The organism is Pseudomonas paraglycinae, assembly GCF_021601625.1.
Lineage (GTDB): Bacteria > Pseudomonadota > Gammaproteobacteria > Pseudomonadales > Pseudomonadaceae > Aquipseudomonas > Aquipseudomonas paraglycinae.
In genome coordinates, this window is record NZ_BQHR01000008.1 from 223755 (window position 1) to 246290 (window position 22536).

General features: G+C 60.4%; 25 protein-coding genes. 4 read left to right on the forward strand and 21 right to left on the reverse strand.

Annotated elements, in window-relative coordinates; genetic code table 11:
* Nucleotides 1-3: 3 nt before the first annotated feature.
* The 10 genes from L6D82_RS14270 to L6D82_RS14315 form a co-directional block, all read right to left on the reverse strand.
* Nucleotides 4-807, reverse strand: coding sequence for an IclR family transcriptional regulator (locus L6D82_RS14270; protein WP_007950852.1), 804 nt, complete (start codon nt 805-807; stop codon nt 4-6).
* Nucleotides 808-867: 60 nt separating this feature from the next.
* Nucleotides 868-2178: an MFS transporter gene (locus tag L6D82_RS14275; protein WP_085696968.1), complete on the reverse strand. Its 1311-nt coding sequence runs from the start codon at nt 2176-2178 to the stop codon at nt 868-870.
* A gap of 117 nt (nt 2179-2295) precedes the next feature.
* Nucleotides 2296-3444 carry a galactonate dehydratase gene (dgoD, locus tag L6D82_RS14280; protein ID WP_102717086.1) on the reverse strand — a complete coding sequence of 383 codons (1149 nt, stop codon included), beginning with the start codon at nt 3442-3444 and terminating at the stop codon, nt 2296-2298.
* 48 nt (nt 3445-3492) lie between these two features.
* Complete coding sequence (locus L6D82_RS14285) at nt 3493-4113, reverse strand: 2-dehydro-3-deoxy-6-phosphogalactonate aldolase (RefSeq protein ID WP_236189749.1); 621 nt, start codon at nt 4111-4113, stop codon at nt 3493-3495.
* A 19-nt stretch (nt 4114-4132) separates the two neighbouring features.
* Nucleotides 4133-5122, reverse strand: coding sequence for a 2-dehydro-3-deoxygalactonokinase (locus L6D82_RS14290; protein WP_236189751.1), 990 nt, complete (start codon nt 5120-5122; stop codon nt 4133-4135).
* Between the two features lie 148 nt (nt 5123-5270).
* Nucleotides 5271-5765 (reverse strand): hypothetical protein, encoded by a 495-nt coding sequence (locus L6D82_RS14295; RefSeq protein ID WP_129972527.1) that lies wholly within the window; start codon nt 5763-5765, stop codon nt 5271-5273.
* A complete protein-coding gene (locus tag L6D82_RS14300; RefSeq protein WP_236189752.1) occupies nt 5758-6498 on the reverse strand; it encodes an alpha/beta hydrolase family protein in 741 nt (246 codons plus the stop codon). Before L6D82_RS14300 ends, L6D82_RS14295 begins: the two co-directional genes overlap by 8 nt.
* Nucleotides 6499-6505: 7 nt before the next feature.
* Nucleotides 6506-7000, reverse strand: coding sequence for a PAAR domain-containing protein (locus tag L6D82_RS14305; RefSeq protein ID WP_074688083.1), 495 nt, complete (start codon nt 6998-7000; stop codon nt 6506-6508).
* Between the two features lie 169 nt (nt 7001-7169).
* Entirely contained in the window at nt 7170-7658 is a 489-nt protein-coding gene (locus tag L6D82_RS14310; protein ID WP_236189754.1) for a hypothetical protein, read from the reverse strand.
* Nucleotides 7659-7817: 159 nt separating this feature from the next.
* Nucleotides 7818-8297, reverse strand: a complete 480-nt coding sequence (locus L6D82_RS14315; protein WP_041475599.1) for a GNAT family N-acetyltransferase — start codon at nt 8295-8297, stop codon at nt 7818-7820.
* A gap of 111 nt (nt 8298-8408) precedes the next feature.
* Between L6D82_RS14315 and L6D82_RS14320 the strand changes: the two genes are divergently transcribed.
* The 4 genes from L6D82_RS14320 (at nt 8409) to L6D82_RS14335 (ending at nt 10280) form a co-directional block, all read left to right on the forward strand.
* Nucleotides 8409-9077 (forward strand): HD domain-containing protein, encoded by a 669-nt coding sequence (locus L6D82_RS14320; RefSeq protein ID WP_236189756.1) that lies wholly within the window; start codon nt 8409-8411, stop codon nt 9075-9077.
* A gap of 82 nt (nt 9078-9159) precedes the next feature.
* Nucleotides 9160-9504 (forward strand): hypothetical protein, encoded by a 345-nt coding sequence (locus L6D82_RS14325; RefSeq protein WP_236189758.1) that lies wholly within the window; start codon nt 9160-9162, stop codon nt 9502-9504.
* Nucleotides 9505-9556: 52 nt separating this feature from the next.
* A complete protein-coding gene (locus tag L6D82_RS14330; RefSeq protein WP_011335416.1) occupies nt 9557-9811 on the forward strand; it encodes a hypothetical protein in 255 nt (84 codons plus the stop codon).
* A gap of 88 nt (nt 9812-9899) precedes the next feature.
* A complete protein-coding gene (locus L6D82_RS14335) occupies nt 9900-10280 on the forward strand; it encodes a Rho termination factor N-terminal domain-containing protein (protein ID WP_064383457.1) in 381 nt (126 codons plus the stop codon).
* Between the two features lie 60 nt (nt 10281-10340).
* Here L6D82_RS14335 and L6D82_RS14340 read toward each other — a convergent pair whose 3' ends face one another.
* The 11 genes from L6D82_RS14340 to L6D82_RS14390 all read right to left on the reverse strand — a co-directional run bounded on the left by L6D82_RS14340 (nt 10341) and on the right by L6D82_RS14390 (nt 22508).
* The gene (locus L6D82_RS14340) at nt 10341-11270 is read right to left on the reverse strand and encodes a PfkB family carbohydrate kinase (RefSeq protein WP_102686500.1); all 930 of its coding nucleotides are present in this window, start codon (nt 11268-11270) and stop codon (nt 10341-10343) included.
* Nucleotides 11263-12729 carry a purine-cytosine permease family protein gene (locus tag L6D82_RS14345; RefSeq protein ID WP_236189761.1) on the reverse strand — a complete coding sequence of 489 codons (1467 nt, stop codon included), beginning with the start codon at nt 12727-12729 and terminating at the stop codon, nt 11263-11265. Before L6D82_RS14345 ends, L6D82_RS14340 begins: the two co-directional genes overlap by 8 nt.
* Before the next feature lie 159 nt (nt 12730-12888).
* Complete coding sequence (locus L6D82_RS14350) at nt 12889-13887, reverse strand: ADP-ribosylglycohydrolase family protein (RefSeq protein ID WP_236189776.1); 999 nt, start codon at nt 13885-13887, stop codon at nt 12889-12891.
* Complete coding sequence (locus L6D82_RS14355) at nt 13884-14597, reverse strand: GntR family transcriptional regulator (protein WP_129973710.1); 714 nt, start codon at nt 14595-14597, stop codon at nt 13884-13886. Before L6D82_RS14355 ends, L6D82_RS14350 begins: the two co-directional genes overlap by 4 nt.
* A 282-nt stretch (nt 14598-14879) precedes the next feature.
* Entirely contained in the window at nt 14880-15848 is a 969-nt protein-coding gene (gene araH, locus L6D82_RS14360) for an L-arabinose ABC transporter permease AraH (protein WP_102686523.1), read from the reverse strand.
* Nucleotides 15849-15860: 12 nt separating this feature from the next.
* Entirely contained in the window at nt 15861-17405 is a 1545-nt protein-coding gene (araG, locus tag L6D82_RS14365) for an L-arabinose ABC transporter ATP-binding protein AraG (protein ID WP_102686503.1), read from the reverse strand.
* 56 nt (nt 17406-17461) lie between these two features.
* Nucleotides 17462-18466 carry a substrate-binding domain-containing protein gene (locus tag L6D82_RS14370; RefSeq protein WP_085745050.1) on the reverse strand — a complete coding sequence of 335 codons (1005 nt, stop codon included), beginning with the start codon at nt 18464-18466 and terminating at the stop codon, nt 17462-17464.
* Nucleotides 18467-18610: 144 nt separating this feature from the next.
* Nucleotides 18611-19429 carry an SDR family oxidoreductase gene (locus L6D82_RS14375; protein ID WP_236189778.1) on the reverse strand — a complete coding sequence of 273 codons (819 nt, stop codon included), beginning with the start codon at nt 19427-19429 and terminating at the stop codon, nt 18611-18613.
* A 270-nt stretch (nt 19430-19699) separates the two neighbouring features.
* On the reverse strand, nt 19700-20575 hold the full coding sequence (locus L6D82_RS14380) for an SMP-30/gluconolactonase/LRE family protein (RefSeq protein WP_236189781.1): 876 nt from the start codon (nt 20573-20575) through the stop codon (nt 19700-19702).
* 25 nt (nt 20576-20600) lie between these two features.
* Nucleotides 20601-21317, reverse strand: a complete 717-nt coding sequence (locus L6D82_RS14385; protein ID WP_236189783.1) for a FadR/GntR family transcriptional regulator — start codon at nt 21315-21317, stop codon at nt 20601-20603.
* Between the two features lie 129 nt (nt 21318-21446).
* A complete protein-coding gene (locus L6D82_RS14390) occupies nt 21447-22508 on the reverse strand; it encodes a DUF6792 domain-containing protein (RefSeq protein ID WP_236189785.1) in 1062 nt (353 codons plus the stop codon).
* Nucleotides 22509-22536 lie beyond the last annotated feature (28 nt).

Consider the following 22536-nt stretch of genomic DNA (forward strand, 5'->3'; position numbering starts at 1 on the left):
TCCTCAGACCTTCAAGCCAAGCTCCGCCGAGAGCCGGGCCGTGACCCCTTTGATCAGGGGAATCAGCTCGGCCATTTTTTCCAGCGGCATGTACGGCACGGTGCTGGCGATGCTGATGGCCGCGACGATGCGCTTGCTCGCGTCGCGGATCGGCGCCGCCACGCAGCGGATCGACGGCTCGTTGTCTTCCAGATCGAACGCGTAGCCGCCGGCCACGTATTCGGTCATCCGCTGCTCCAGCTGCTCCCACGACTGCTGGGGATGTTGCGGCCAGAACTGACTTTTCCCACCCGCCGGCAGACTGATGTCGTACAGTCGCTGCCAGTCCTGCGGTGCGTCATCCAGCATCAGCGCCTTGCCGATCCCGGTCCGCGCCAGCGGCATGCGATGGCCGACCCGCGAGCGCATTTCCGGGCCGTTGCGCCCCGGATTCTTCAGCAAATAAAGCACCTCGTCGCCTTCACGAATGCCCAGGTGAACGGTGTCGCCGGTCAGCGCCGACAACTCGTCCAGATAAGGCCCGGCCAGGGTCACCAGCGGCAATTCCTCACGTGCCTGGAAACCCAGTTCGATCAGCTTCGGCCCCAGCAGATAACCGACTTGCGGCACGACCCGCAGGTAGCGCTCGTCCACCAGACAACTGGCCAGACGATGAGTGGTGCTGCGCGTGGTGCCGATCAGGCGGGCAATCTCTTTGAGATCGCGGGCGCCACTGGCGACGGCCTGCACCACACCCAACCCGCGAAGCAGGGTCTGGGTGCCGGTTGGCGCGGCGTCCTTGGCGGTTTTTGGGGCGTCTTCCTGCATATCCAGCCTTTAGCGTTGAGCGAGGGAACGGGCGGCATTATGGTCGCCCGACATAGCCGACTACAACTCGATGCGCTCGACCTTGCCCACCAGCAGCACGTAGGACAAAGCACCGATCAATGCCAGAACCGCGATGTAGGTGATCGCCGGCGCGAACGAATCGCCACTGGCCAGGAAGCCGATGACAATCGGCGTGGCAATCGCCGACAGGTTGCCGATGAAGTTGAACACCCCGCCGGTCAAGCCCAGCAACCGCGCCGGCGCCAGTGTCGAGACCAGCGACCAGGTGATCGACGCCAGCCCGTTACCGAAAAACGCCAGCGCCAGGAAGGCAATCACCAGCGGCGTCGATTCAACGAAGTTGGCGCCGATGATCGAGGTGGAAATCAACAGCCCGCCAATGATCGGCAACTTGCGCGCAAACCCGACGGTGCAGCCACGGCGAATCAGGAAGTCGGAAAAGAACCCGGAGCACAGCACGCCGATAAACGCGGCGAGAAACGGCAGCGACGCCAGCAGACCGGACTTGATGAAGTCCATGCCGCGATATTTCACCAGGTAGGTCGGGAACCACGTCAGGAAAAACCACAGCGTCGAGTTCAGGCAGAACTGGCCGAGGTAGATCCCCCACAACTTGCGTTTGCTGAGGACGATGCCGAGATCGGTCCAGCTGAATTTCGCCTTCACTTTGGCGGTTTCGGCGGCGATATCCACCAACCCGCCGCCCTCGCGAATCAGGTCGATTTCGCCTTGGTTGGCGCCTTTGAAATCACGTGGTTCGCGATACACCGCGTACCAGATCGCCGCCCACACGATGCCCACCGCGCCGGTCACGACAAACACCATATGCCAGCCAAATTCATGTTGCAGCCACGCCAGCACCGGGGTCAGAAACGCCAGCCCGACAAACTGCCCGGAGGTATAGAAGCCGATGGCCGTGGCCCGTTCACGCTCGGGGAACCAGGTCGTCACCACACGGCTGTTGATCGGATACGCCGGTGCTTCCAGCGCACCGACCGCCATGCGCAGCACGAACAGTGCGATGAAACTGGCCGCGAAACCGAGCATCACCGTGGCCAGCGACCACAACAGCAGCGCGACGCTATAAAGAATGCGCGGCGGCACCCGATCCACCAGCCAGCCGCCGGGGATCTGCATGGCGGCGTAGGTCCAGCCGAACGCCGAGAAGATCAGCCCGACGTGCACCGGGTCGATGCCCAGATCCGTCGTCAGCGCCGGGGCGGCAATCGACAGGTTGCTGCGGTCGAGGTAGTTGATGACCACGGTGATGAACAGCAACACCATGATGAAAAATCGCTTGCGGCTGGGCGTGACTAACGTCGCTTGCCCGGTGAGGGTTTGCGGTTGCATGGGGAGCGCCTCTTCTTATGTTTATTGAGGTCGGATTTAGCAGGCGAGATCGTTCCCACGCTCTGCGTGGGAACGATCCCGTAGTTCTCGTCGAGCTCACGGCAAAGAATCAGCGAATCACCACTCGGCAAAACTGCCATCGGCATGGCGCCAGATCGGGTTGCGCCAGCGGTGGCCGACCGCCGCGCGTTCGATCACGTATTCCTCGTTGATCTCGATTCCCAGGCCCGGGCCGTTGGGGATTTTCACGAAGCCCTTGTCATAGTCGAACACCCGTGGATCCTTCACATAGTCGAGCAGGTCATTGCTCTCGTTGTAATGGATGCCCAGGCTCTGCTCCTGGATAAACGCGTTGTAACAAGCGGCGTCCAGTTGCAGACACGCCGCCAGCGCAATCGGCCCCAGGGGGCAGTGCAATGCCAGCGCCACGTCGTAGGCTTCAGCCATGTTGGCGATCTTGCGGGTCTCGGTGATGCCACCGGCGTGGGACGCATCCGGCTGGATGATGTCGACGTAACCTTCGCTCAACACACGTTTAAAGTCCCACCGCGAAAACAGTCGCTCGCCAAGTGCGATCGGGGTACTGGTCAGCGGTGCCAGCTCTTTCAGCGCTTCGTAGTTTTCGCTGAGCACCGGTTCCTCGATGAACATCAGTTTGTACGGGTCGAGTTCCTTCATCAGTACCTTGGCCATGGGTTTGTGCACCCGTCCATGGAAGTCGACGCCGATGCCGACGTGCGGCCCCACCGCATCACGTACGGCGGCAACGTTGGCCAGGGCCAGATCGACCTTTTCGAAGGTATCGAGGAATTGCAGCTCTTCGGTGCCGTTCATTTTCACCGCAGTGAAACCACGACCCACCGCCTCTTTAGCGGCCCGCGCGGTGTCCGCCGGACGGTCACCGCCGATCCACGAATACACGCGGATCTTGTCCCGCACCTGACCACCGAGCAGGTCGCTGACCGACACACCCAGCGCCTTGCCCTTGATATCCCACAACGCCTGATCGATGCCGGCCAATGCGCTCATATGGATCGCGCCGCCGCGGTAGAAGCCGCCGCGATACAGCACAGTCCAGATGTCTTCAATGTTGCGTGGGTCTTTGCCGATCAGGTAGTCGGACAATTCCTCAACAGCAGCGGCGACCGTATGGGCGCGCCCTTCGACCACGGGCTCGCCCCAACCGGTCACGCCCTCGTCGGTTTCGACTTTCAGGAAGCACCAGCGCGGCGGGACGATGAAGGTGGTGAGTTTGGTGATTTTCATCTGCTTGTCTCTCTTGTTAGATGCAGCGCACGCAGCGCCGGAAAAGTCTTAGCGAAGGGCTTTCCAGGCCGCCACGTAGGCCTTGGCATTGGCCGCCACTTGCTCAGTCGTCATGCCCGGTTTGAACAGCCCGGAACCGAGGCCGAAGCCTTTGACGCCGGCGTCGGTGAACGCCTGCATGTTGTCCGGGGTAATGCCGCCGACCGGCGCCAGAATCGTTCCGACGGGCAACACCGCCAGCCAGGCTTTCACCACTGCCGGGCCCATCTGTTCGGCCGGGAACAGCTTGAGAATGTCCGCGCCCTCCTCCAGCGCCGCGAAGGCTTCGGTCGGTGTGGCAACGCCCGGCGACAGGTACAGCCCCGCCGCTTTCGCTGCCCGCAACACCTTGGCATCGCTGTGGGGCATGACGATGACTTGGCCGCCAGCCTCCTTCACCCGTTCGACCTGTTCCGGGGTCAGCACCGTGCCGGCACCGATCAGGCAATCGGCGGGCAGGGTCTTACGCAGGATGCGAATGCTTTCGTACGGCGCAGGGGAATTGAGCGGTACTTCGATGACGCGAAATCCGGCCGCATACAGGACTTCTCCGACAGCGGCGGCTTCCTGCGGATGCAGGCCGCGCAGGATCGCGATCAGACCGTTTTGCGCCAGTGCTTGCTTGAGCATGTCAGGCCTCCAGTCAGGGTTAACGGGATGAGGAATCGATCAGTCCGGCGGCGAGCGCCAGTTGCCACAGACCACGCTCGGTGGCTTGCTCGGCCAGGGTCACCCGGGCAAAACCGCAGGCGTCGAGGGCCCGGCTGTAGCGGGCGCACAACTGCGCGTTGCCGATGAGGATGATCGAAGGAAGATGTGTGCTGTTGCGTCGGCGCCGTTGCACGGCGGCCAGCGCCGTCAGTTCATGGCCGATCAGCAGGCCGGACAGATAGTCCGGTTGAGCGGTGGCGCTGAGTTCACCGGTCAGGCCCAGGCTGCGGGCGCTGAACAGGGTCGACAGCACGCCGATGTCGCCCTCTGCCGACAACGCCACCTGCACGCCGCGATCGAAGGCCTCGGCGTCGAACGTCGCGCTGTGCTGTTGGGTACGGCCGAGAATGCTGTGTTCGCTGAGCACGGCGAACACTTCGCCGGTCATGAAGGTGTCGAAGCGGGTGATGCAGCCGTCGGCCACTTCCACCCATTTCGAATGACTGCCCGGCAGGCCGATCAGCAGATCGTTGCCCGCCTCGACCGGCAGATTCTGCAGGACGCCGAGGACCTGGGTTTCTTCGCCGCGCATCACGTTCGGCAGCGTCGAGCGCTGAATCACACCCGGCACGATGTGCACATCGACACCGCGAAGACTGCGAACGGTTTGCAGGGATTTTCCGAGATCGGCGACGTTGGCCGGCGTATCGCGGTAGGACGCTTCGCGCCAGCCCTGAGCGCTGCCGACCATGCCACAAGCGATCACCGGCAAGCCGGGTTGCGCGTCGAGCCAGTCGCCGCACGCCTCGTCGAACGCCAGTTCAAAACCCTCGGCGCATTCACGACCGTTGATGACCCGCGGCGTCTTCGGCAACTGCATGATCCCGAACGACAGCGACCGCTGCGCCAGCACCTGCCCGCCCGCCGCGAGTTTGTAAGCACGTAGTGAGGTCGTCCCCCAATCGAGCGCGATCAATTGCGCCAGCATCGCTTCACCTGTTTTGTTATTGGCAGTGAGTGAGCTGGACTATAGACCTCCCAGATGGAAAATCTCAATATGTAATTTTGCATCCCATATTTTGGGATTCGAATTCCTAAAAAATCGGACAGCTAGCTGAGCAGCAATCGCAGCCCGTTTAAAACTTATCGATCTCTCTTAACAGATCTGCCGTTGGAACCTTCATGTCCTCCGACAAATATATTTTATAGGAGTAGGAATTAATTCTGACCTTACAGACAATAGACTCTCGGCCCACTAATAAAGACCTCAACGCCTCACCTTCAATGATTTTTTCACTGGTATCGTTTTTTCTTTCGAAAAATAAAACATCCGCCCTGAAAACCGGCCCGGCACTTGAAATTTCAGGCTCGATAAAACCCTCTCCATATCTACCCGCAGAGTGAGTTGCCGAAAAATCAAAATCGCCCTCAAAAGAACACATCAGCGTCTGGCTTATTTTTGATTTGAAAAGATTGACAACATCAACATCGGACGAGAAACGCACCTGATAAATGGCCCTATCCAAATAACGTTCAACACCAACGTATTGTAAATGAGCAATGGGCTTGCCATGATTTATCGCACAGGAAGTGCAAAGCAAGAAAGCCATGCATAAAATTATATTACGCACATTTCCGTCCTTTAAAATGAGTAACAACAACCTGCATCAAAGCGTCTCTGGCCGAGATGCCACTTTGCAGGACTGATGTGTAGATAACCCAGGCATCGGCGTGATTCACATTCACTCGCCCGTTCATATTGGGCCCACTTTTCATATCCCATTGCTCTCCAAAATCGGCTACGAGATCGGAAAAATTCCAGTCTTTGGCATCGGCTCTGACGTTAACCCAATATTCCGCCTTCGGCTTCGGTTCCTGACGGTAGATGCTAGAACCCCCCCACACGATTTTTCCTTCGCCAACCGGATCGAGTGTAACCAGACACGGAATTCGATACCCCTTATCAGTCAATACAGCTGACATGTGCGCACCATTCCAACCGCCCAAGCTATGCCCAATGATATATACAGGCGTGGTCACATCAGCAATCTTCTCCAGCACATTCTTTTTCAGATCATCATCACTAATAAAATAGTTATAACCAATATGGTGGGCATCATAATTATCAGAACAAATACCCTCAGCCTCCATATCCCTGACAAACACCTTCATGACGTCAGCAACGTTATTATTGGGGCCTGTGCCGTAATAACTTTCTTTATCACCCGCACCACCCACAAAAAACAGAACAATCTTTTTGGGAGTGATCGTGGCCTGCTTGACTGTTCCGTCCGTTTTGCAGGTCAGGTCGTGGGTCACGACCAGTCTTTTACACCCTTTCAGAGCAGGATTTTCAGCTGTCATACGTTTCCTACTCCACGAACAGCTTGATCGACTCAGGCAAATGCGAACTCACCGTATGGGTGAAGCCCGCGTCATTGGTTACGCCGTGCTCCACGCTCCCATCAGCGCGTTGAATCGCGTAAGGGTGATTTGGCATGGGCTCACCAGTAATTTCGTTAATCACCTGCATCCGATCATTGAAATGCACCGGCATCGGCAACAACCCACTAAACGCCGCCCCTCCCCCGCTCTGTCCAATAATCACCGTCCCCGACCCACCGACTACGACATTGCCATGCCCGCCGGTGCTGTCGAGCATCGCGGCATTCAGGCCGTTGATGAAGACCGTGGCGGAAACACCGCCGGTGATCGGGCTGCCGCACGCCGATTTATCGGTCATTCGCGCAGCGGGGAGTCCGTCGAAGAACACGTCCGGCGAACCGGAGACGATCGGGTTGTTGCCGTGGCCCGGCAGTGGGCAGGCGGTTGGGTCGGTGACGCGTGCAGCGGGTTTGCCACTCAATTCAAAGCTCCTTGCTTCAGAGGTTCCGGGTGAGGCTGATAGAGATCGACGTCGGTCGCGGCGAAACGCCAGCGGTTGTCGACGGAATCAAACAGCGCGTGACAATGCTCGCGGCTGTTCGGAGGTGTAAGGGTTTGCAGTTGTTGCCAGGCTTCATCGGCAAACCAGTTCAACTCGGCGGATGTAGCGTCGTCGAGTTGGTGAGCCAGGTGTTGTAGCCGGTCAGTCGATGCTGGTCGTAGGTGGTTTGCAGCAGCTCGGCCATCTGCGGGCCGAGTTCCAGATAACGCTCGGCTGTCCAGCGGCCGGTTTGCGAGTAGACATACCAGCCCATCGGCGACAGCACGCTTTGGTGGAAAATCGATTGTCCCGCAGGCGCGACAAAACCGCAGCACACGTGCAGGGTCAGCCAGCCTTGATGTGCATCGATGAATCCGTTCGGATCGAACGTGCGCAGCGGTATCACGCGGTAGTCGTCGAAGCCCGCACTGCGTGACATCAGCTCGGCATCGAGGCGCGAGACAAACGCACGGATGGCCTTGCCCCCCAGGCGGTTGAGGGTGCAGAGGATGTCCACCGGTTGGCGGTTCGGGTTGTCGCTTGAGCCGAGGTTTTTGACCAGGCCGTACAGACGGATCGACGCCCGTAGTCCGCTCATCGCCGGTCACTCGTTGACGCAGCGAAGGCTCCACGGGCGTGGAGAAAGAGTGCCAGAGGCATTGCAGGTGTCGTCCGTGAGCGCGCAAAAATGGCGCGTAGAATGCCGGACCAGAGCGGTTTGGACAATCGAATCAGCAATCAGATTGCCACTATTTGTTCAGCCCTCGGCAAATTCGCGCAATACCTTGCCATCCATGCGATAACGCACCCACTCTTCCTGCGGCTGGGCGCCGAGGGATTTGTAGAATTCGATGGCCGGGGTGTTCCAGTCCAGCACGCTCCATTCGAAGCGGCCGCAGTCGTTGGCGCAGGCGATTTTCGCGAGGTGGCGCAGCAGGGTTTTGCCGGCGCCGCCGCCCCGTTGTTCCGGAGTGATGTAGAGGTCTTCGAGGTACAGGCAGTTGCTGCCCAGCCAGGTCGAATAGCTGAAGAAGAACACCGCAAAACCGATCGGCAAGCCGTCGCGCAGGCAGATCAGGCCATGTGCCGTGGCGCCTTCGCTGAACAGGCTGCGTTCAATGTCCGCGACGCTGGCGATGACTTCGTGACGGGCCTTTTCGAAGTCTGCCAATTCGGTGATGAACGCGAGGATTTGCGGTGCATCGCTGGGGGTCGCCGGGCGGATCTCGATCGTCATGGACGGGCCTTGTCGGAAAAAGGAAAACGCCATACTAAGGCGGCGCGCGGCGCTCGTCACATGGCAATCCACGGATTAGGCTAGCGCGGCCGATGACTCGCAAGGACTCCCATGAACAATCTCGTTTTTTCACCTCTCACGGAGCTCGCCGCCGAACTGCTGCCCCACGCGCTGGAACCGTCGGAAGACGGCGCTCATGACCTGTCGCATCTGCAACGGGTCTGGCACAGCGCGCGCACCTTGCAGGCCGACGAAGGCGGCGACCTTGAAGTCCTTCTGGCAGCGGTGTTGCTGCACGATTGCGTCGCGGTGGAAAAGAACTCGCCGCTGCGCTCACAGGCATCGCGCCTGGCAGCGGAAAAAGCTTCGAAGGTGCTGGCGAACATGCATTGGCCCGACGCCAAAATTGACGCCGTCACCCACGCCATCGAAGCCCACAGCTTTTCCGCCAACATCACACCGACCACCCTCGAAGCCCGACTGATGCAGGACGCCGACCGTCTCGACTCCCTCGGCATACTCGGCGTCGCCCGCACCTTCTACACCGCCGGGCGCATGGGCAGCGCGCTGTACGACCCGCACGATCCCGAGGCCCGGGAAAGGGACTACGACGACAAGCGATTCTGCCTCGATCATTTCCAGACCAAACTGCTGCACCTCGCCGACGGTTTCCAGACCGTTGCCGGTCAACGTCTGGCACAGCTACGCCATCGACGCTTGAAAGATTTTATGGAGCAATTCAAGGAAGAGATCGGCCTCGAAAGCACTCAGCCCTTCTGAACCGTTCGTCGATCATCAGGCACCAATCTTTCACGACGGCAGACCAAAAGGAGGTAAGGATTTCAATCACTGGAGACACTCTATGATCTCGTCAAGGTTGACTGCGCTCGTATTCACTACCCTCCTCAGCCCGGCGGTATTCGCCGCCTCGACTACCGCTGCCGGGACCGGGCCGACCGATCCGGTTACCCAGCCAAGAGCCCCCGCCATCAACAGCGCCCCCGGTATGAATACCGACGGCTCGGGTGTTCCGCTGATCAATCAGCCACCCGCGACGGGAACCGATCCTCGCACCCAGGGCAGCGATCCCGGTCGTCAGGGCGGGATGAACACCCCCGACGCTCCGGCCGCCCCCGACAACGCAGGTCCCGGCGTCGGCCCGAAAACCACCACGGGTGGTTCGGGCTCTGAAGGCGCAGGTCAGTGATCCGTGCTTCATCCACGCAACGTGTCTTATCCACTTCCCTGAAGAGGTAACCATGAACGTCGATAAAAACCTGGAAAAAGAAGTCCTCACCCGCCTGTTGCATGCTCACCCGAGCGGCCTCGGCAAAGAGGTGCTGGACAATTATCGCGGCGAGAAAGTCGTGGCCAGTGCCCTCGCTGCCCTGCAGGAGCGTGGACTGATTCACCACGGACACATCACTTGCAACGAAGCGGGAGAACATTCGCTGAATCTGCCGATCAAGCTCAGCGCTGCAGGTGTGGAAGCGGCCCGTAAACTCGATACCTGACGCATGCGGTCACTGGCGCATGCAGTGTTCGAATGCATTGCCTGCGCCGGTTCATACCGAGATTCATCCAGCCACCAGGAGACTCGCCATGCCTCGTGGAAGCAAAGCCAAATACACTGAAGAACAGAAGCGCAAAGCCGAACACATTGAAGACAGCTATCAGAACAAAGGGATGTCCAAGGACGAAGCTGAAGCCCGCGCCTGGGCGACTGTGAACAAACAGTCCGGCGGCGGCGAGAAGGCCGGAGGTTCCGGGCGCCGGAAACCTGCCAGCGCCAAAGCTTCAGATCGCAAGGAGTCGGCGCGGCGCGCGACAGTAAGCCGTGAGGGACATTCGCGCGACAGCAAGGCTTCACGCGAAGTGCAGACGGTCGACAGCCTGCGCAAGGAGGCCCGGGAGCGGAAAATCCCCGGGCGTTCGTCGATGCGAAAGGATGAGTTGATTGCGGCGTTGCGCAGAGCCGGCTAGGTCCAGACTGGATGTAACGGCTGAAGGCCTTATCGCTGGCAAGCCAGCGATTGCGATCGTTCAGTCAGTGCATTTTTTGCTGATCAGCACATCAACCTCGGCCGTGCCAGGAGCGGTCGCCGGGCCCCAGCGAGTGACCGCTAACGCAGCCGCAGCGTTGGCGCGCCTTGCGGCTTCGTGAGCTGCAAGCCCTTGCGCCAGCCCGGCAACAAATACCCCGGCGTGCGCATCGCCCGCACCATTGCTGTCCACCGCCTGCACCTTGAAACCTGGCACATGCTGACGTTCACCGCGCTGATGAATCCAGCAACCCTGCGGGCCGTCGCGCACTACCATCAGCACATTTCGTGGCAGGTGCACGGTCAATCGGTCCAGCGCGGTTTCGATGTCCGTCGCGTCAGTAAAGCGCAACGCCTCGACGCTGTTGCTGGTCCACACATCGATGCGCGGCAGCAGCGCCTGCATCATCGGTGAGTCCGGCGATTCCACTAGCGGGCCAGGATCGAACACCACGTTGATCGTCTTCGGCAGCGCCAGCGTCCAGTCCAGCAACGCCTGGGCCTTGCCGCTGTGTAGCAGGCTGTAGCCGCTGACGTAGACGTAGTCCCCCGTCTCGGCGGCGACGCTGTTCAGCTCCGCCGTCGTGACCTCGCCTTCCGCACCGATGTAGGAAATGAAACTGCGCTCGGCCGACGCATCGGTCAGCGCCACGCAGATCCCGGTGTCACGTTCTGCAGGTTGTTCGATGCCGATGCGGATGCCTTCGGCGTTCATCGCCTGCCGTGCCAGATCACCGAAACGCCCATTGCCATGACGACCTAGATAGACCACCGGCAAGCCGTTGCGCGCAGCGGCAGCCATCACATTGAAGCCGCCGCCGGCTTCGAAACTGGCGGACTGCGCCAGCACGTCACCGCCGATTTGCGGCAGCGCCTCCACGGCCATGACCAGGTCGATGATGACCTGGCCGGTGTGCAACATCTTAGGCATGGGCATTCTCGGGTTGCGCAGCGCGGCGATCTCTCGCCCCGCCGAGTACGAAGTAAATGCCGCCGGCGACCACGAACGTCACGATCCAGCCGAGGCCGTTGTGGCCCAGCCACGAGTCGGACAGGAAGCCCTTGAACCAGACATTTTCAGCCGTGGTGCCGATGGTGGTGAAACTGAAGCCCAGCACGATCGCGATCGCCCATGCGCCGAACGCGCGCCACTCGATGCCGCCGCTGTACCAGTAGGCGCTGCTCGGGCTGACGTCGAGCAGGTCTTTGGGGCTGTAGTAGTGACGGTGAATCAGGTCGACCACGAAGATCCCGACCCACGCGGTGATCGGCACCGCCAACAGCGAAATGAAGGTAATGAACGGGCCGTAGAAGCTGTCGGCGATCAGCATGAAGTAGATCGAACCGGCGAAGATCGCAACGATGTCGACCACCACCGCGTACACGCGTTTGACCTTCAGGCCGAGGGTCAGCGTGGTCAGGCCGGCGGAGTACACCGACAGGTTGTTCGACAGCAGCAGGCCTCCGAATGCGGTGATCAGGTACGGCACGGCCATCCACGTTGGCAGCATGTCGCGGATCGCCACGATCGGGTCAGTGGCCGAAGCGAGGTCGTTGTTGCCCACGGACAGCAGACCGCCGAGGGTGATCAGCAGCACAAGCGGAATCCCCGCGCCGAACGCCGCCGAAGCCACCAGGCGCACGGCTTTGACGCTGCGATGCTGATAGCGCGACATGTCGGCGCCGGCATTCGCCCAGCCGATTCCGGTGCCGGCGGCCATGGTGCCAATGCCGATGATCATCGCGCTCATCGGCGCCGGCGTGGCGTTGAACACCGCGCTCCAGTCGATGGTCGCGCAGAGGAAGCCGCCGACCAGAATGTTCAGCGCGCCGAACACGTAGGTCGCCCACTTCTGGATCACCAGCAAGGTGGCGTGGCCGAGGCCGGACACCGACAGGGTCAGCAGCACGAAAATCGCGATAAAGATCAGGGTCAGCACCGGCGCGCTTTTGGCTTCCACCGGCGAGCCGAACAGGATCGAGCACAACGACAGCAGCACGAACGCGGCGGTGGTGGTGTTGACGGTTTCCCAACCCAGACGCGACATCAGCGACACCAGCGTCGGGCCGATATTGCCGCGCACACCGAAGATCGCCCGCGACAGGGTCAGGCTCGGCGCACGACCGCGACGACCGGCAATCGAGATGATCCCCACCACCGCGAACGAACCGGCAGCGCCTAGAATCGCGACGATGATCGCCTGCCAGATCGCCAGGCCGCGAAACGCAACCAGCGTGGCGCCCAGCGGCAGGCCGAGGATGGAAATATTGGCAGCGAACCAGACCCAGAACAGTTGCAGCGGATGGCCGTTGCACTCGCCTTCCGGCACCGGTTCGATGCCCCGGGTTTCCAGTTGCCCGGCGCTTTGCCCGGCGGTCGATGAACTCATGAAAAATGCTCCTGTTTGCCTTTATTGTGGTTGTGGCAATGACGCAGAACGACAAGACATCCCGCCCGTCCTGGGCCTGTCTGCGCGATCCATTGCGGGTGAATATTCAGGATTTGCGGCGCGGCCATCGCTGGCAAGCCAGCGATGGCGTCAGTTCAATCAGCGCAAGGCCAAAAGCCCCTGCACCAACGGTTCCAGCTCCAGACCATTGACGGCCTTCACCGTCTCGATCATCGGCGCCGGCCAGCTCTGCAGGCCCAGGCAGGCCCCGAGCATGGCGCCGAGAATCGCGGCGATGGTGTCGGTGTCGCCACCCAGGCTCGCGGCCATGCACAGCGCATCGAACGGCGTCATTTCACCGACCGCGACTTGCTGAGCGAGGGCGAACGACACCACCACCGATTCCTGCGACGCCACCGAGGTGCCGATCACGTCGTACAGCAGATCCGCGAGCAACACCGGGTCGCTCTCGACACTGATGCTGCGCGCCCAACTGATCCGCGACGCGATACGCCCGCCGGCCAACCAGTGCCCGTGAGACTCCGCTTGCTGGGCGATCTGTTGGCCGAGGTTCAGCGCCTCACCCAGATCCAGACCGTTGATGCCGGCCGAGACCACCGCCGCCACCGCCGCCGCGCTGGATATCCCCAGGGTAGTGTTGTGAGTGACCTGACAGGCCTGCACCACCGCCGCAATGAAGCGCTCGGGGTCGGCGACATCCGCCGCGATTCCCACCGGGGTGATGCGCATCGCTGCGCCGTTGGTGGTGCCGTAGCGCCCCGCCTCTTCCGGCGAGTGGCCGGCGAGGATCATTTCGATTGCGCGTTTGGTCGAGGGGCCGAGCAAGTCCTGCGAGCCCTTGGCCTGCATCTCGGCTTCCCATTCGATCAGCCGTTGCGCGAGCACCGCCGGTTCGATCCGGCCCTTGCCTTCAACCAGCAACTCGCCGACCAGAATCGCCTGTTCGGTGTCATCGGTAATCGAGCCCTTGGGCATGTTCGCGGCAATCGGCTGCAAGGGGCCGGCGTCTTGCAGATCAGTGATCTGGCCGAAGCGCTGCTTGATGGTTTCGCGGTTCAGGGATTGGGTCGGCATGCCCAGCGCGTCGCCCAGGGCCAGGCCGTAAAACGCGCCCAAGGCACGGTCGAGGGCGGTCATTTCGATTCTCCAAATTGCAGGTGCAGACGGAAATGCACCGGGTCGAGCAGGCTTTCGACCTGCTCCATGAAGCGGTTTTGCCGATCGTAGGTGGTGCGCAGCGCCTTGAGGAACACCGTGCCTTCGGGACGACCGAGCAGTTCGGCATCCACGGCGTTGAGCGGTTCGGCACCGATCCACTGATCGCCGCGCTCGCCGATGTAACCGTAGGCGGCCAGGGTGATGGTCAGGGAGTTATCGATCAGGCCCACTCGCGGCAGGCTTTCCAGGCCTCCGCTGGCGGGCATCAGAGAGCGTTCAAGGGACACCGCCGTACCATCGTTGGAACGGCGGCGACGTTCGAGAAGAATGAATTGATCGGAGCCGAAACGCGCAAGCAGATCCGCACGAGTCACGGCCTCCAGACGCAGCACGTCGGTATTGATTATCGCCCCGCTGTCGGCCAGGGCCTGGGCCCAGCCGCTGCGCTGGTCGAGCACCACACCGTCAAACGTGACGATGGAGCCGACCCCGCTCTGCGTGGCGATGTAATTGCGCCGCTTCAGTTCGGCCAGCGCTTCGCGCAACGTGCCACGGCTGACGTTGAATTCCTGAGCCAACTGATGCTCGCCGGGCAACAGAAAGCCGTCCTCCATGAGGCCGCTTTCGATGCGTCGGACGAGCTCGTCGACCACCCGTTGTTTCTTGTCAAATCGTACCTGTCTAATCATGTACAAATTGATAACCGAAACGGGTTGAGACGGGCAAGGGAAATTTTGGGTGGGGTGACGGAAGGCGGGAAGATCAAGAGCGCCCTCATCGGAACGCCGCCCGCCTAGCCCTCTCCCGGAGGGAGAGGGAACTGAATGGGGGATATTCGGGAGGTACGTCGACCTGAAAAGGCTTTGCCGAATCCATAATCGATTGGATTCTTCAGGTCAATGTAGAGCGCAAGACACCCGGTCGGCTCCCTCTCCCTCCGGGAGAGGGCTGGGGTGAGGGAGCTTTTGATTTCAGCGCTGTTTCAGACGGTCAATGACAACAGCCAACAACAAAATCGACCCACGAATCACATACTGATAAAACGTGTCGATATTCTTCAGGTTCATCGCATTCTCGATAATCGCCAGAATCAGCACCCCGGCAATCACATGCCGAATCATCCCGATCCCGCCACTCAGCGACACCCCGCCCAGCACGCAGGCCGAAATCACCGTCAGCTCAAAACCCTGCCCGATCATCGGCTGCCCTGAAGTCATCCGCGAAGCCAGAATCACCCCCGCCAACGCACCAATAACCCCGTGCACCGCAAAGATGATGATCTTCGTACGGTCAACATTCACCCCCGCCAGCAACGCTGCTTCCTGATTGCCGCCGATGGCCATGGTGTTGCGCCCGTAGGTCGTGTAGTTCAGCAGCCAGCCGAAAAACAGGAAGCAGACGATAGTGATCAGGATCGGCACCGGCACGCCGAACAACTGGCCGTTACCGAACACGAAAAACGATTCCTGCGAGACGCCCACCGCTTTGCCGTTGGCAAAAATGTAGGCCAGGCCACGGACGATCTGCATGGTCGCCAGCGTCGTGATCAACGCGTTGACCCGCAACTTGGCGATCACGATGCCGTTGATCAACCCGACGATCAGCCCCATCACCAGCGCAGCGCTGACACCTAGAAGCACGCTGTTGGTGTCGCGCATCACCACCGCCGCAACCACCCCGGCGCAGGCAATCACCGAACCCACCGACAAGTCGAAATGCCCCGACGCCAAGCAATACAACATGGTGCACGCGGCGATCCCGGTAGTGGAAATCGCCAGACCCAGGCCACGCATGTTCAGCGGCGAGAGAAAGTTGTCGATCAGCAAGGTGCAGGCGATAAAAATGCCCACTGCCGCCAGCAGCATCACCCAGTCATCGAGGAAGCGCCGCATGTCCAGAGGTTTGCGCTCGGTCGGCAGGGTTTCGTTTTGGGTTGTCATCATAGTCACCTCTCAGTTCGCCACGCCGTCAGCGCGGTGGCGCGGCAAAGCCAGTTGCAGCAGGTTGGATTCGTTGGCCTGGTCGCGGCTGACTTCGCCACGCAGGGCGCCCTCGCACAGCACCAGAATGCGGTCGGAAATGCCCATCACTTCCATCAGATCGCTGGACACCACGATCACCGAAATGCCGTCGGCGGCCAGGTTATGGATGATCTGGTAGATCTCAGCCTTGGCGCCGATGTCGATGCCCCGGGTCGGCTCGTCGAGCAGCAGGACTTTCATCGGCATCGACAGCCAGCGGCCGAGAATGGCTTTTTGCTGATTGCCCCCGGACAGGAACTTGATCTGTTGCCCGGCGTGGGGCGTTTTCACTTTCAGGGCCTTGATCTGTTTGTCGGCGTTGCCCTTCTCCCAGATCCCGCGCAGCAGGCAACCGAGCCCGGAGTTCGCGCCCCGTGCACTGATGTTGATGTTCTCGGCGACGCTGGCGAGCGGGATGATGCCTTCCTTCTTGCGGTCTTCCGGGCACAACAGAATCCCGGCGGCAATCGCATCGCGGGGCGAACGCAGTTTCAGTTCATGACCGCGCAATTCCAGGCGTCCGGCGGTGTTGCGTTCGAGACCGCTGAGCAGCCGGAACAGCTCGGTGCGCCCGGCCCCGACCAGTCCGAACAAACCCAGAATCTCGCCTTTGTGCGCATCGAAACTGATCGGCTCGCGCAGGCCCGGGCCGAGCAATCCATCGACTCTCAGCGCCACGGCACCGCGCGGGCGACCGCGATAATCGTAGATGTCCTGAATGTCGCGCCCGACCATGCAGGTCACCAGTTGATCATGGGTCAACTGGCTCATGTCGTCGAAGGTGCGCACGTAGCGGCCGTCCTTGAACACCGTCACCGCGTCGCAGATGCGGAACACTTCTTCCATGCGATGGGAGACGTAGAGCACGACTTTGCCTTCGTCGCGCAGTCGGCCGATGATCGCCATCAACCGGTCGATTTCCCGCGCCGAAAGGCTGCTGGTCGGTTCGTCAAAGGCAATCACATGCGCGCCACGGGACAGCGCCTTGGCGATTTCAACCAGTTGCCGCTGACCGAGGGACAGGCGTCCGACCTTGGTCTGCGGGTCGATTTCATCGGCCAGGCCTTTGAGGCAAGCCAAGGCTTGCTGGCGCAGCGCGCCGCGATTGATCAGGCCGAAACTGGCCGGCAGGTGACCGAGAAACAGGTTCTCGGCCACGGTCATTTCCGGCACCAGATGCAACTCCTGGTGAATCACCGCCACGCCGCTGCCGATGCTGTCGGCGGTGGACTTGAACGCCATCGTCCGCTCGCCGATCTGCAGCTCGCCGCTGCTCGGAACGTAGGCACCGCCGAGGATCTTCAGCAGGGTCGATTTGCCGGCGCCGTTCTCGCCCATCAAGGCGTGAACCTGCCCGGGGTGAGCGACGAAACTGATGCCGTCCAGCGCCTTCACGCCCGGGAAGGTCTTGCCGATCCCGTTGAAACGCAGGCTGCCGCTGGCGCTGTGTTCTTGTGTCTGTACTTGCGCGTGCATTTAAGCCACCTCATCACACCGTTCAAGCGGCCCGGCTGCCCGGGCCGCCGCTGCCGTCAGTTCCACAGGCCGATCTTCTCCAGCTCCTGCTTGAAGTTGTCGCGGGTGATCAGGGTGACGTCGTCCATCGCGGTGTACTTCGGTGGTTCTTTGCCGGTGGTGACCCACTCGTGCATCATCTCGGCGGTCTTGTAGCCTTCGATGTGCGGGCTCGGCAGCATTGAACCGTAGAAGCCGCTGTTGGGCTTTTTCAGTTCGCCGATGGCGTCGGTGCCGTTGATGCCGATGCCGATCACATTGGCCGCGGCAAACCCGGCGGCTTCAGTGGCGCGCACGCCGCCGAGCACGGTGTTGTCGTTCATGCCGCCGATGATCAGGTTCTTCGCCGCACTCGGCAGCTTGACCAGCGCCGAGTTGGTGGCATCCATGCTGCCCGGTACGTCGAGGGTTTTCAGGGCGGCGGTCAGAATGTGATCTTTCGGCATGCCCGCGTCTTCGAGGGCCTTCATCGAGCCGTCGGTGCGCTTCTTGCCGGTGTCGAGTTCGTTGTAGGTGTTGACCACCGCGTAGGTGTCTTTCCAGTCCCAGTTACGCTTTTTCGCCTCGGCGGCCATGGCGGCGCCCTGCTTCTGGCCGACTTCGAAGGCGGCCATGCCGAGGTACGGCACGTCCTCCATGAACTTGCCATTGGCGTCGACGAAACGGTCGTCGACGGCGATCACTTTCAGGTCATTGAGTTTGGCCTTGGCCATGATCGCCGGGCCGAGGGACACATCCGGCGGGCAGATGACGAAGCCCTTGGCGCCGTTGGCCGCGAGGCTGTCGATGGCCGAGAGGGTTTTCTCGCCGTCCGGCACGGCGATCTTGATCAGCTCGAAGCCTTTGTCCTTGGCAGCTTTCTCGGCGAAGGCCCATTCAGTCTGGAACCACGGCTCTTCGGCCTGTTTGACCAGGAAGCCGATCTTCACCGGATCGGCGGCCAGCAGCGAACTGCTCAGGCTGAACGCAGTGACCGCCAGCGCGGTACTGCACAGGGTACGAATCCCGAAACGACGTTTCATAAGCAGACTCCTTGTTATTTTTCTTGAGCGTTATTTGAAAAACGTTAAAGCGGTCGAAGCGTTTCCTGCTAATCATGACGACAATAGTCATATCGTATGATGATTGGATTTCAGGCGGACCTTTCCACCTGGAAACCGCTTTCGTCAGTCGTGGTACATCACCGAGCGACCACCATCGATGGTGATGCACGAGGCATTGATGAACGGCGCTTCATCGCTGGCCAGAAACACGGCGGTCATCGCCACTTCAATCGGCTGACCGATGCGTTTGGGTGGATGCAGATCGAAAGCGCGCTGACGTTCGGCGTGCGGGTCGGCGAAGCCGTTCCAGTAATCGACGTTGAGCTGGGTTTCGATGTAACCAGGGGCGATGGCGTTAACGCGAATGCCCTTCGGCGCGTACTCGATGCCCAGCGCGCGGGTCAGCCCGAGCAGGCCATGCTTGGCCACCGGGTACGGGAAGCAGCCGGGAATGATGTTTGTGGAATGGGTCGAGGCAATGTTGATGATGCTGCCGATGCCCTGCTCGATCATCTGCGGCAATACGGCTTTGCAGCCATACCAGGCGCCGTCGAGGTCGATGGCGAAGCAGCGTTTCCAGTCTTCTTCGGTCATTTCCAGCGGATCACGGAACACGTTGACCCCGGCGCAATTCACCAGCACGTCGATGCGACCGTGCAGCTCGATGGCCAGTTTGGCCATGGCGTGCAGATCCTGCTGACGCGAGACGTCGGCCTTGATCGCCTGCACATCGGCGCCCTGCTCGCGCCAATGCGCAGCGACTTTCTCGACCTTTTCAGCCTGGATATCGCTGATCACCAGTTTGGCCTGCTGCGAGGCGAAGGTCGCGACGATTGCTTCGCCGATGCCTTGAGCGGCACCGGTCAGCAGCACGACCTTGTTTTTCAGGCGCTCACCTTTCGGTGGCTTGGGCACCGGTGGCAGGGACAGAGGTTCAGCCATGAATCAGGACTCCTGTTCGAAAGCATAAAAAAACCGGGCATCTGACGATGTCCGGTCTGGAAGGCTTCTGGAACAAAACAGGCGAGCGCACGCCACGGTGCCGAAACGGCCCGAAGCGCTGACTCCGCTGTGGAGTGCGATGGAAATTCGCTGCATCACTTCACCTGTTTTGTTCTTTTTAAGTGTGAGTGCGTGTTACTGCTGGAGCCGACTATAAACCCGACCGCCAAATAATCTCAATATATAATTTTGCATCCCATATTTTGGGATTTATCCTGCGAAACGCGTACAGAGCTTTCCGGCGACATCAACCCGCAGCGACAGCACGGCGCCATCCAGCGGATGGTTCAGCGGACTTTTGGCGCTGGTGATGTACAGGGTTTTCAGGTCGGCACCGCCGAACACGCAACTGGTCGGGCGGCTGATCGGCAGTTCGATCCTTCGGTCGATCTGGCCATCCGGTGTAAGGCGCAGCAGGCAGCTGCCGTCCCAGCGGGCGTTCCACACGTAGCCTTCGGCGTCCATCGCCGAACCGTCCGGGCCACCGTGCTGATCGGCGCTGTACCAAGGCTGGGCAGTGTCGAGGTTGCCGTCGGTGTGAATGAAATAGCGGTACAAGGTGCTGTCGAGGCTGTCGCCGAACAGCAGCGTGGTGCCGTCGTCGCTCCAGAGCAGCGTGTTGGGAATGCCCAGCCCCCGTAACAAGGGTGTGACCCTTTTATCCGGATCAATCCGGAACAGCCCGCCGGAACGACGGATGATCGGCAGATCCTGACCCTGCTCGCCAATGTTGTTTTGCATGGTGCCGAGCCACAAACGGCCCTGGCCATCACAACGTGCTTCGTTGGCGCGATTGCCCGGCTGCGGATCGGCGACGCAGAACAGCGTCAGTCGCGGCTCAAGTCCGGGGGAATCGAGATCGAGCCGGTAGACGCCGCTGCTCAGGGTCACCAACGCGTCGCCGCTGGCGCAGGGAATGAACGCCGAGACGTGCTCCGGCATCTGCCAGATCTGCACGTTCTGCCCGATCAGGCGCAGCGCCTGCTTTCCGGCGATGTCCACCCAGTACAGCGCCTGGGTCGGCGCATCCCAGAACGGGCCTTCGCCCAGTTGCGCCCGATGTTCTGTCACCGCAGTCCACGTCATGCAACCTCCTGTCTTGTTGTTTTTGTCAGCTGGCTTTTTTGTCGGCCATCACCTGCGGGTAGAACCGCTTGATGGCCAGGTCGGCATTGTCGATCAGGGTCATGCAGGCCCACACCCCGCGCGCGGCATCCCGGGCGGCGATGGCGTCGGCCATGTCTTTGTGGATGGGCAGAGTGCGGCGCAATTCATCGGGATCGGCCGCAGAAACTTCGAAGGACACGGCGAGCAGCGCGCCGAGGGCCGGCACCATTTGCTCGATGAATTGATTGTGGCTGGCGGCGAGAATGCATTCGTGGAAGAACTGATCGGCGCGGTTGTAATCGATGCCGCTGTCGACCGCACGCTCGAGCGCGTTGTAGGCCTGCTGCACGGCTTGCACCTGTTCGACGGTCGCCCGCTCGCAGGCCCAGCGCACCGCCATCGGTTCGATGGTGCGGCGCAGGTCGAGCAGGTCATCGACGAAGTTTTCCGGCAGACCGCTGCGCGACAGCCAGCCCACGACTTGCGGATCGAACAGGTTCCAGCGCTTGATCGGCAGCACCCGTGTGCCGACTTTCGGCCCGACTTCGAGCATGCCTTTGGCGACCAGGGTCTTGATGGCTTCGCGGATCACGGTGCGGCTGACACCGAGTTGCTCGCCCAGATCGGCCTCGACCTTGATCGCCTGCCCCGGCTTGACCTGGCCGGCGGCAATCCAGGTACCCAGCCAGTCAACCGTTGATGCGTGGAAACTGCTCGACATGGACACTCCGAAGCCGTTCGCTGTGGATGCCCAAGCTAATCATCATATGATTAAACGTCAATCGGGATTTTTAGGCTGGCGGACACAAGGCCTCAGGGGTACAACTCATCCCCCCCGAAGCGACCGACCTCAGGGGGCCGGAGGTGAGATCAATGGCACTGCCTGGTCAGCAAAACTTTCGGTATAAACGACGTCCTTGGTTGCCCCCGCCACTTCCGCGAAGCGACAGGCAAAGAACTGGCTTCCATGATTGGAAACACCCCCAGCGCTGGTCAAGAAGTTGAACCGCAGATCCCTGACGTGCGAATCCCTTTTTTGCGGCGGGACAATCATATTGATGACCAACCGCACGTAAGCGAGCGCTTCGCCATGTTCGAAAACGCGGTCGATTTCCAATCCATGAGTATTTTCATCGCGGGGGGGATTCTGGGTACCGAGCCAACCAGTGACAGGGGAGGAGTTGAATGCCACGACTTTTGAAACTTTGATCAGGTGCTCGCTGGATCTGGGCATTGCATAGGCCAACTGCTGCGCCAGACCGCCTCCAAGGGAATGCCCCAAAGCAACGACCTTCACATCAGGCGGCAGTCGATGCTGGCGAATGCGGGTCTGTATTTCATCCTCGAAGACCCGAGCCACAATATCTCGCGTTATATCGTATTGGTCTTCGCCACGCAGTTTTGTCGGGATGAACCAGCGAGCATTGGATTCCCAGTCCTGATGCTGATCACCCTCGGTACCACGAAAAACGATAGCGACCTCGGAAACGTCACTGCTTCCCTTGCCCGTTCGATGCTCCCATACACTGAAAAACAACTTCGCTTTCTCAGCCTTTTTGGCCAGATTGGGTCCAGGGAACTGAGTCCATGCGTACCAGCCGGGCGTGGGGATCGTCACATCACTGTGAGGTTTACACGATCGCTCGAACTGCTTGGATAAGGGCTCGGTCACTTGTTTGATATTGGCCTGCACCAGTTGTTGCTTGTAATCAGGCCATTTCAAGTGATAGGCATTCGCCGCGAGGGCTGTATAAACCCAATAATTCTTCGCGACTGTTTCAACGTCATGATGAATCGTGTAACTGCTCTGATCATGCTCTCGAATCAGTACGGTGTCCGGTTTCTGTACCCATGAGCTGCATCCCGTCTGCAAAACGATCAACGTCAGCGCACCGACTTGATGTCTGTTCATTTCCATGCCCCTTCTGGCGAGTGGCATC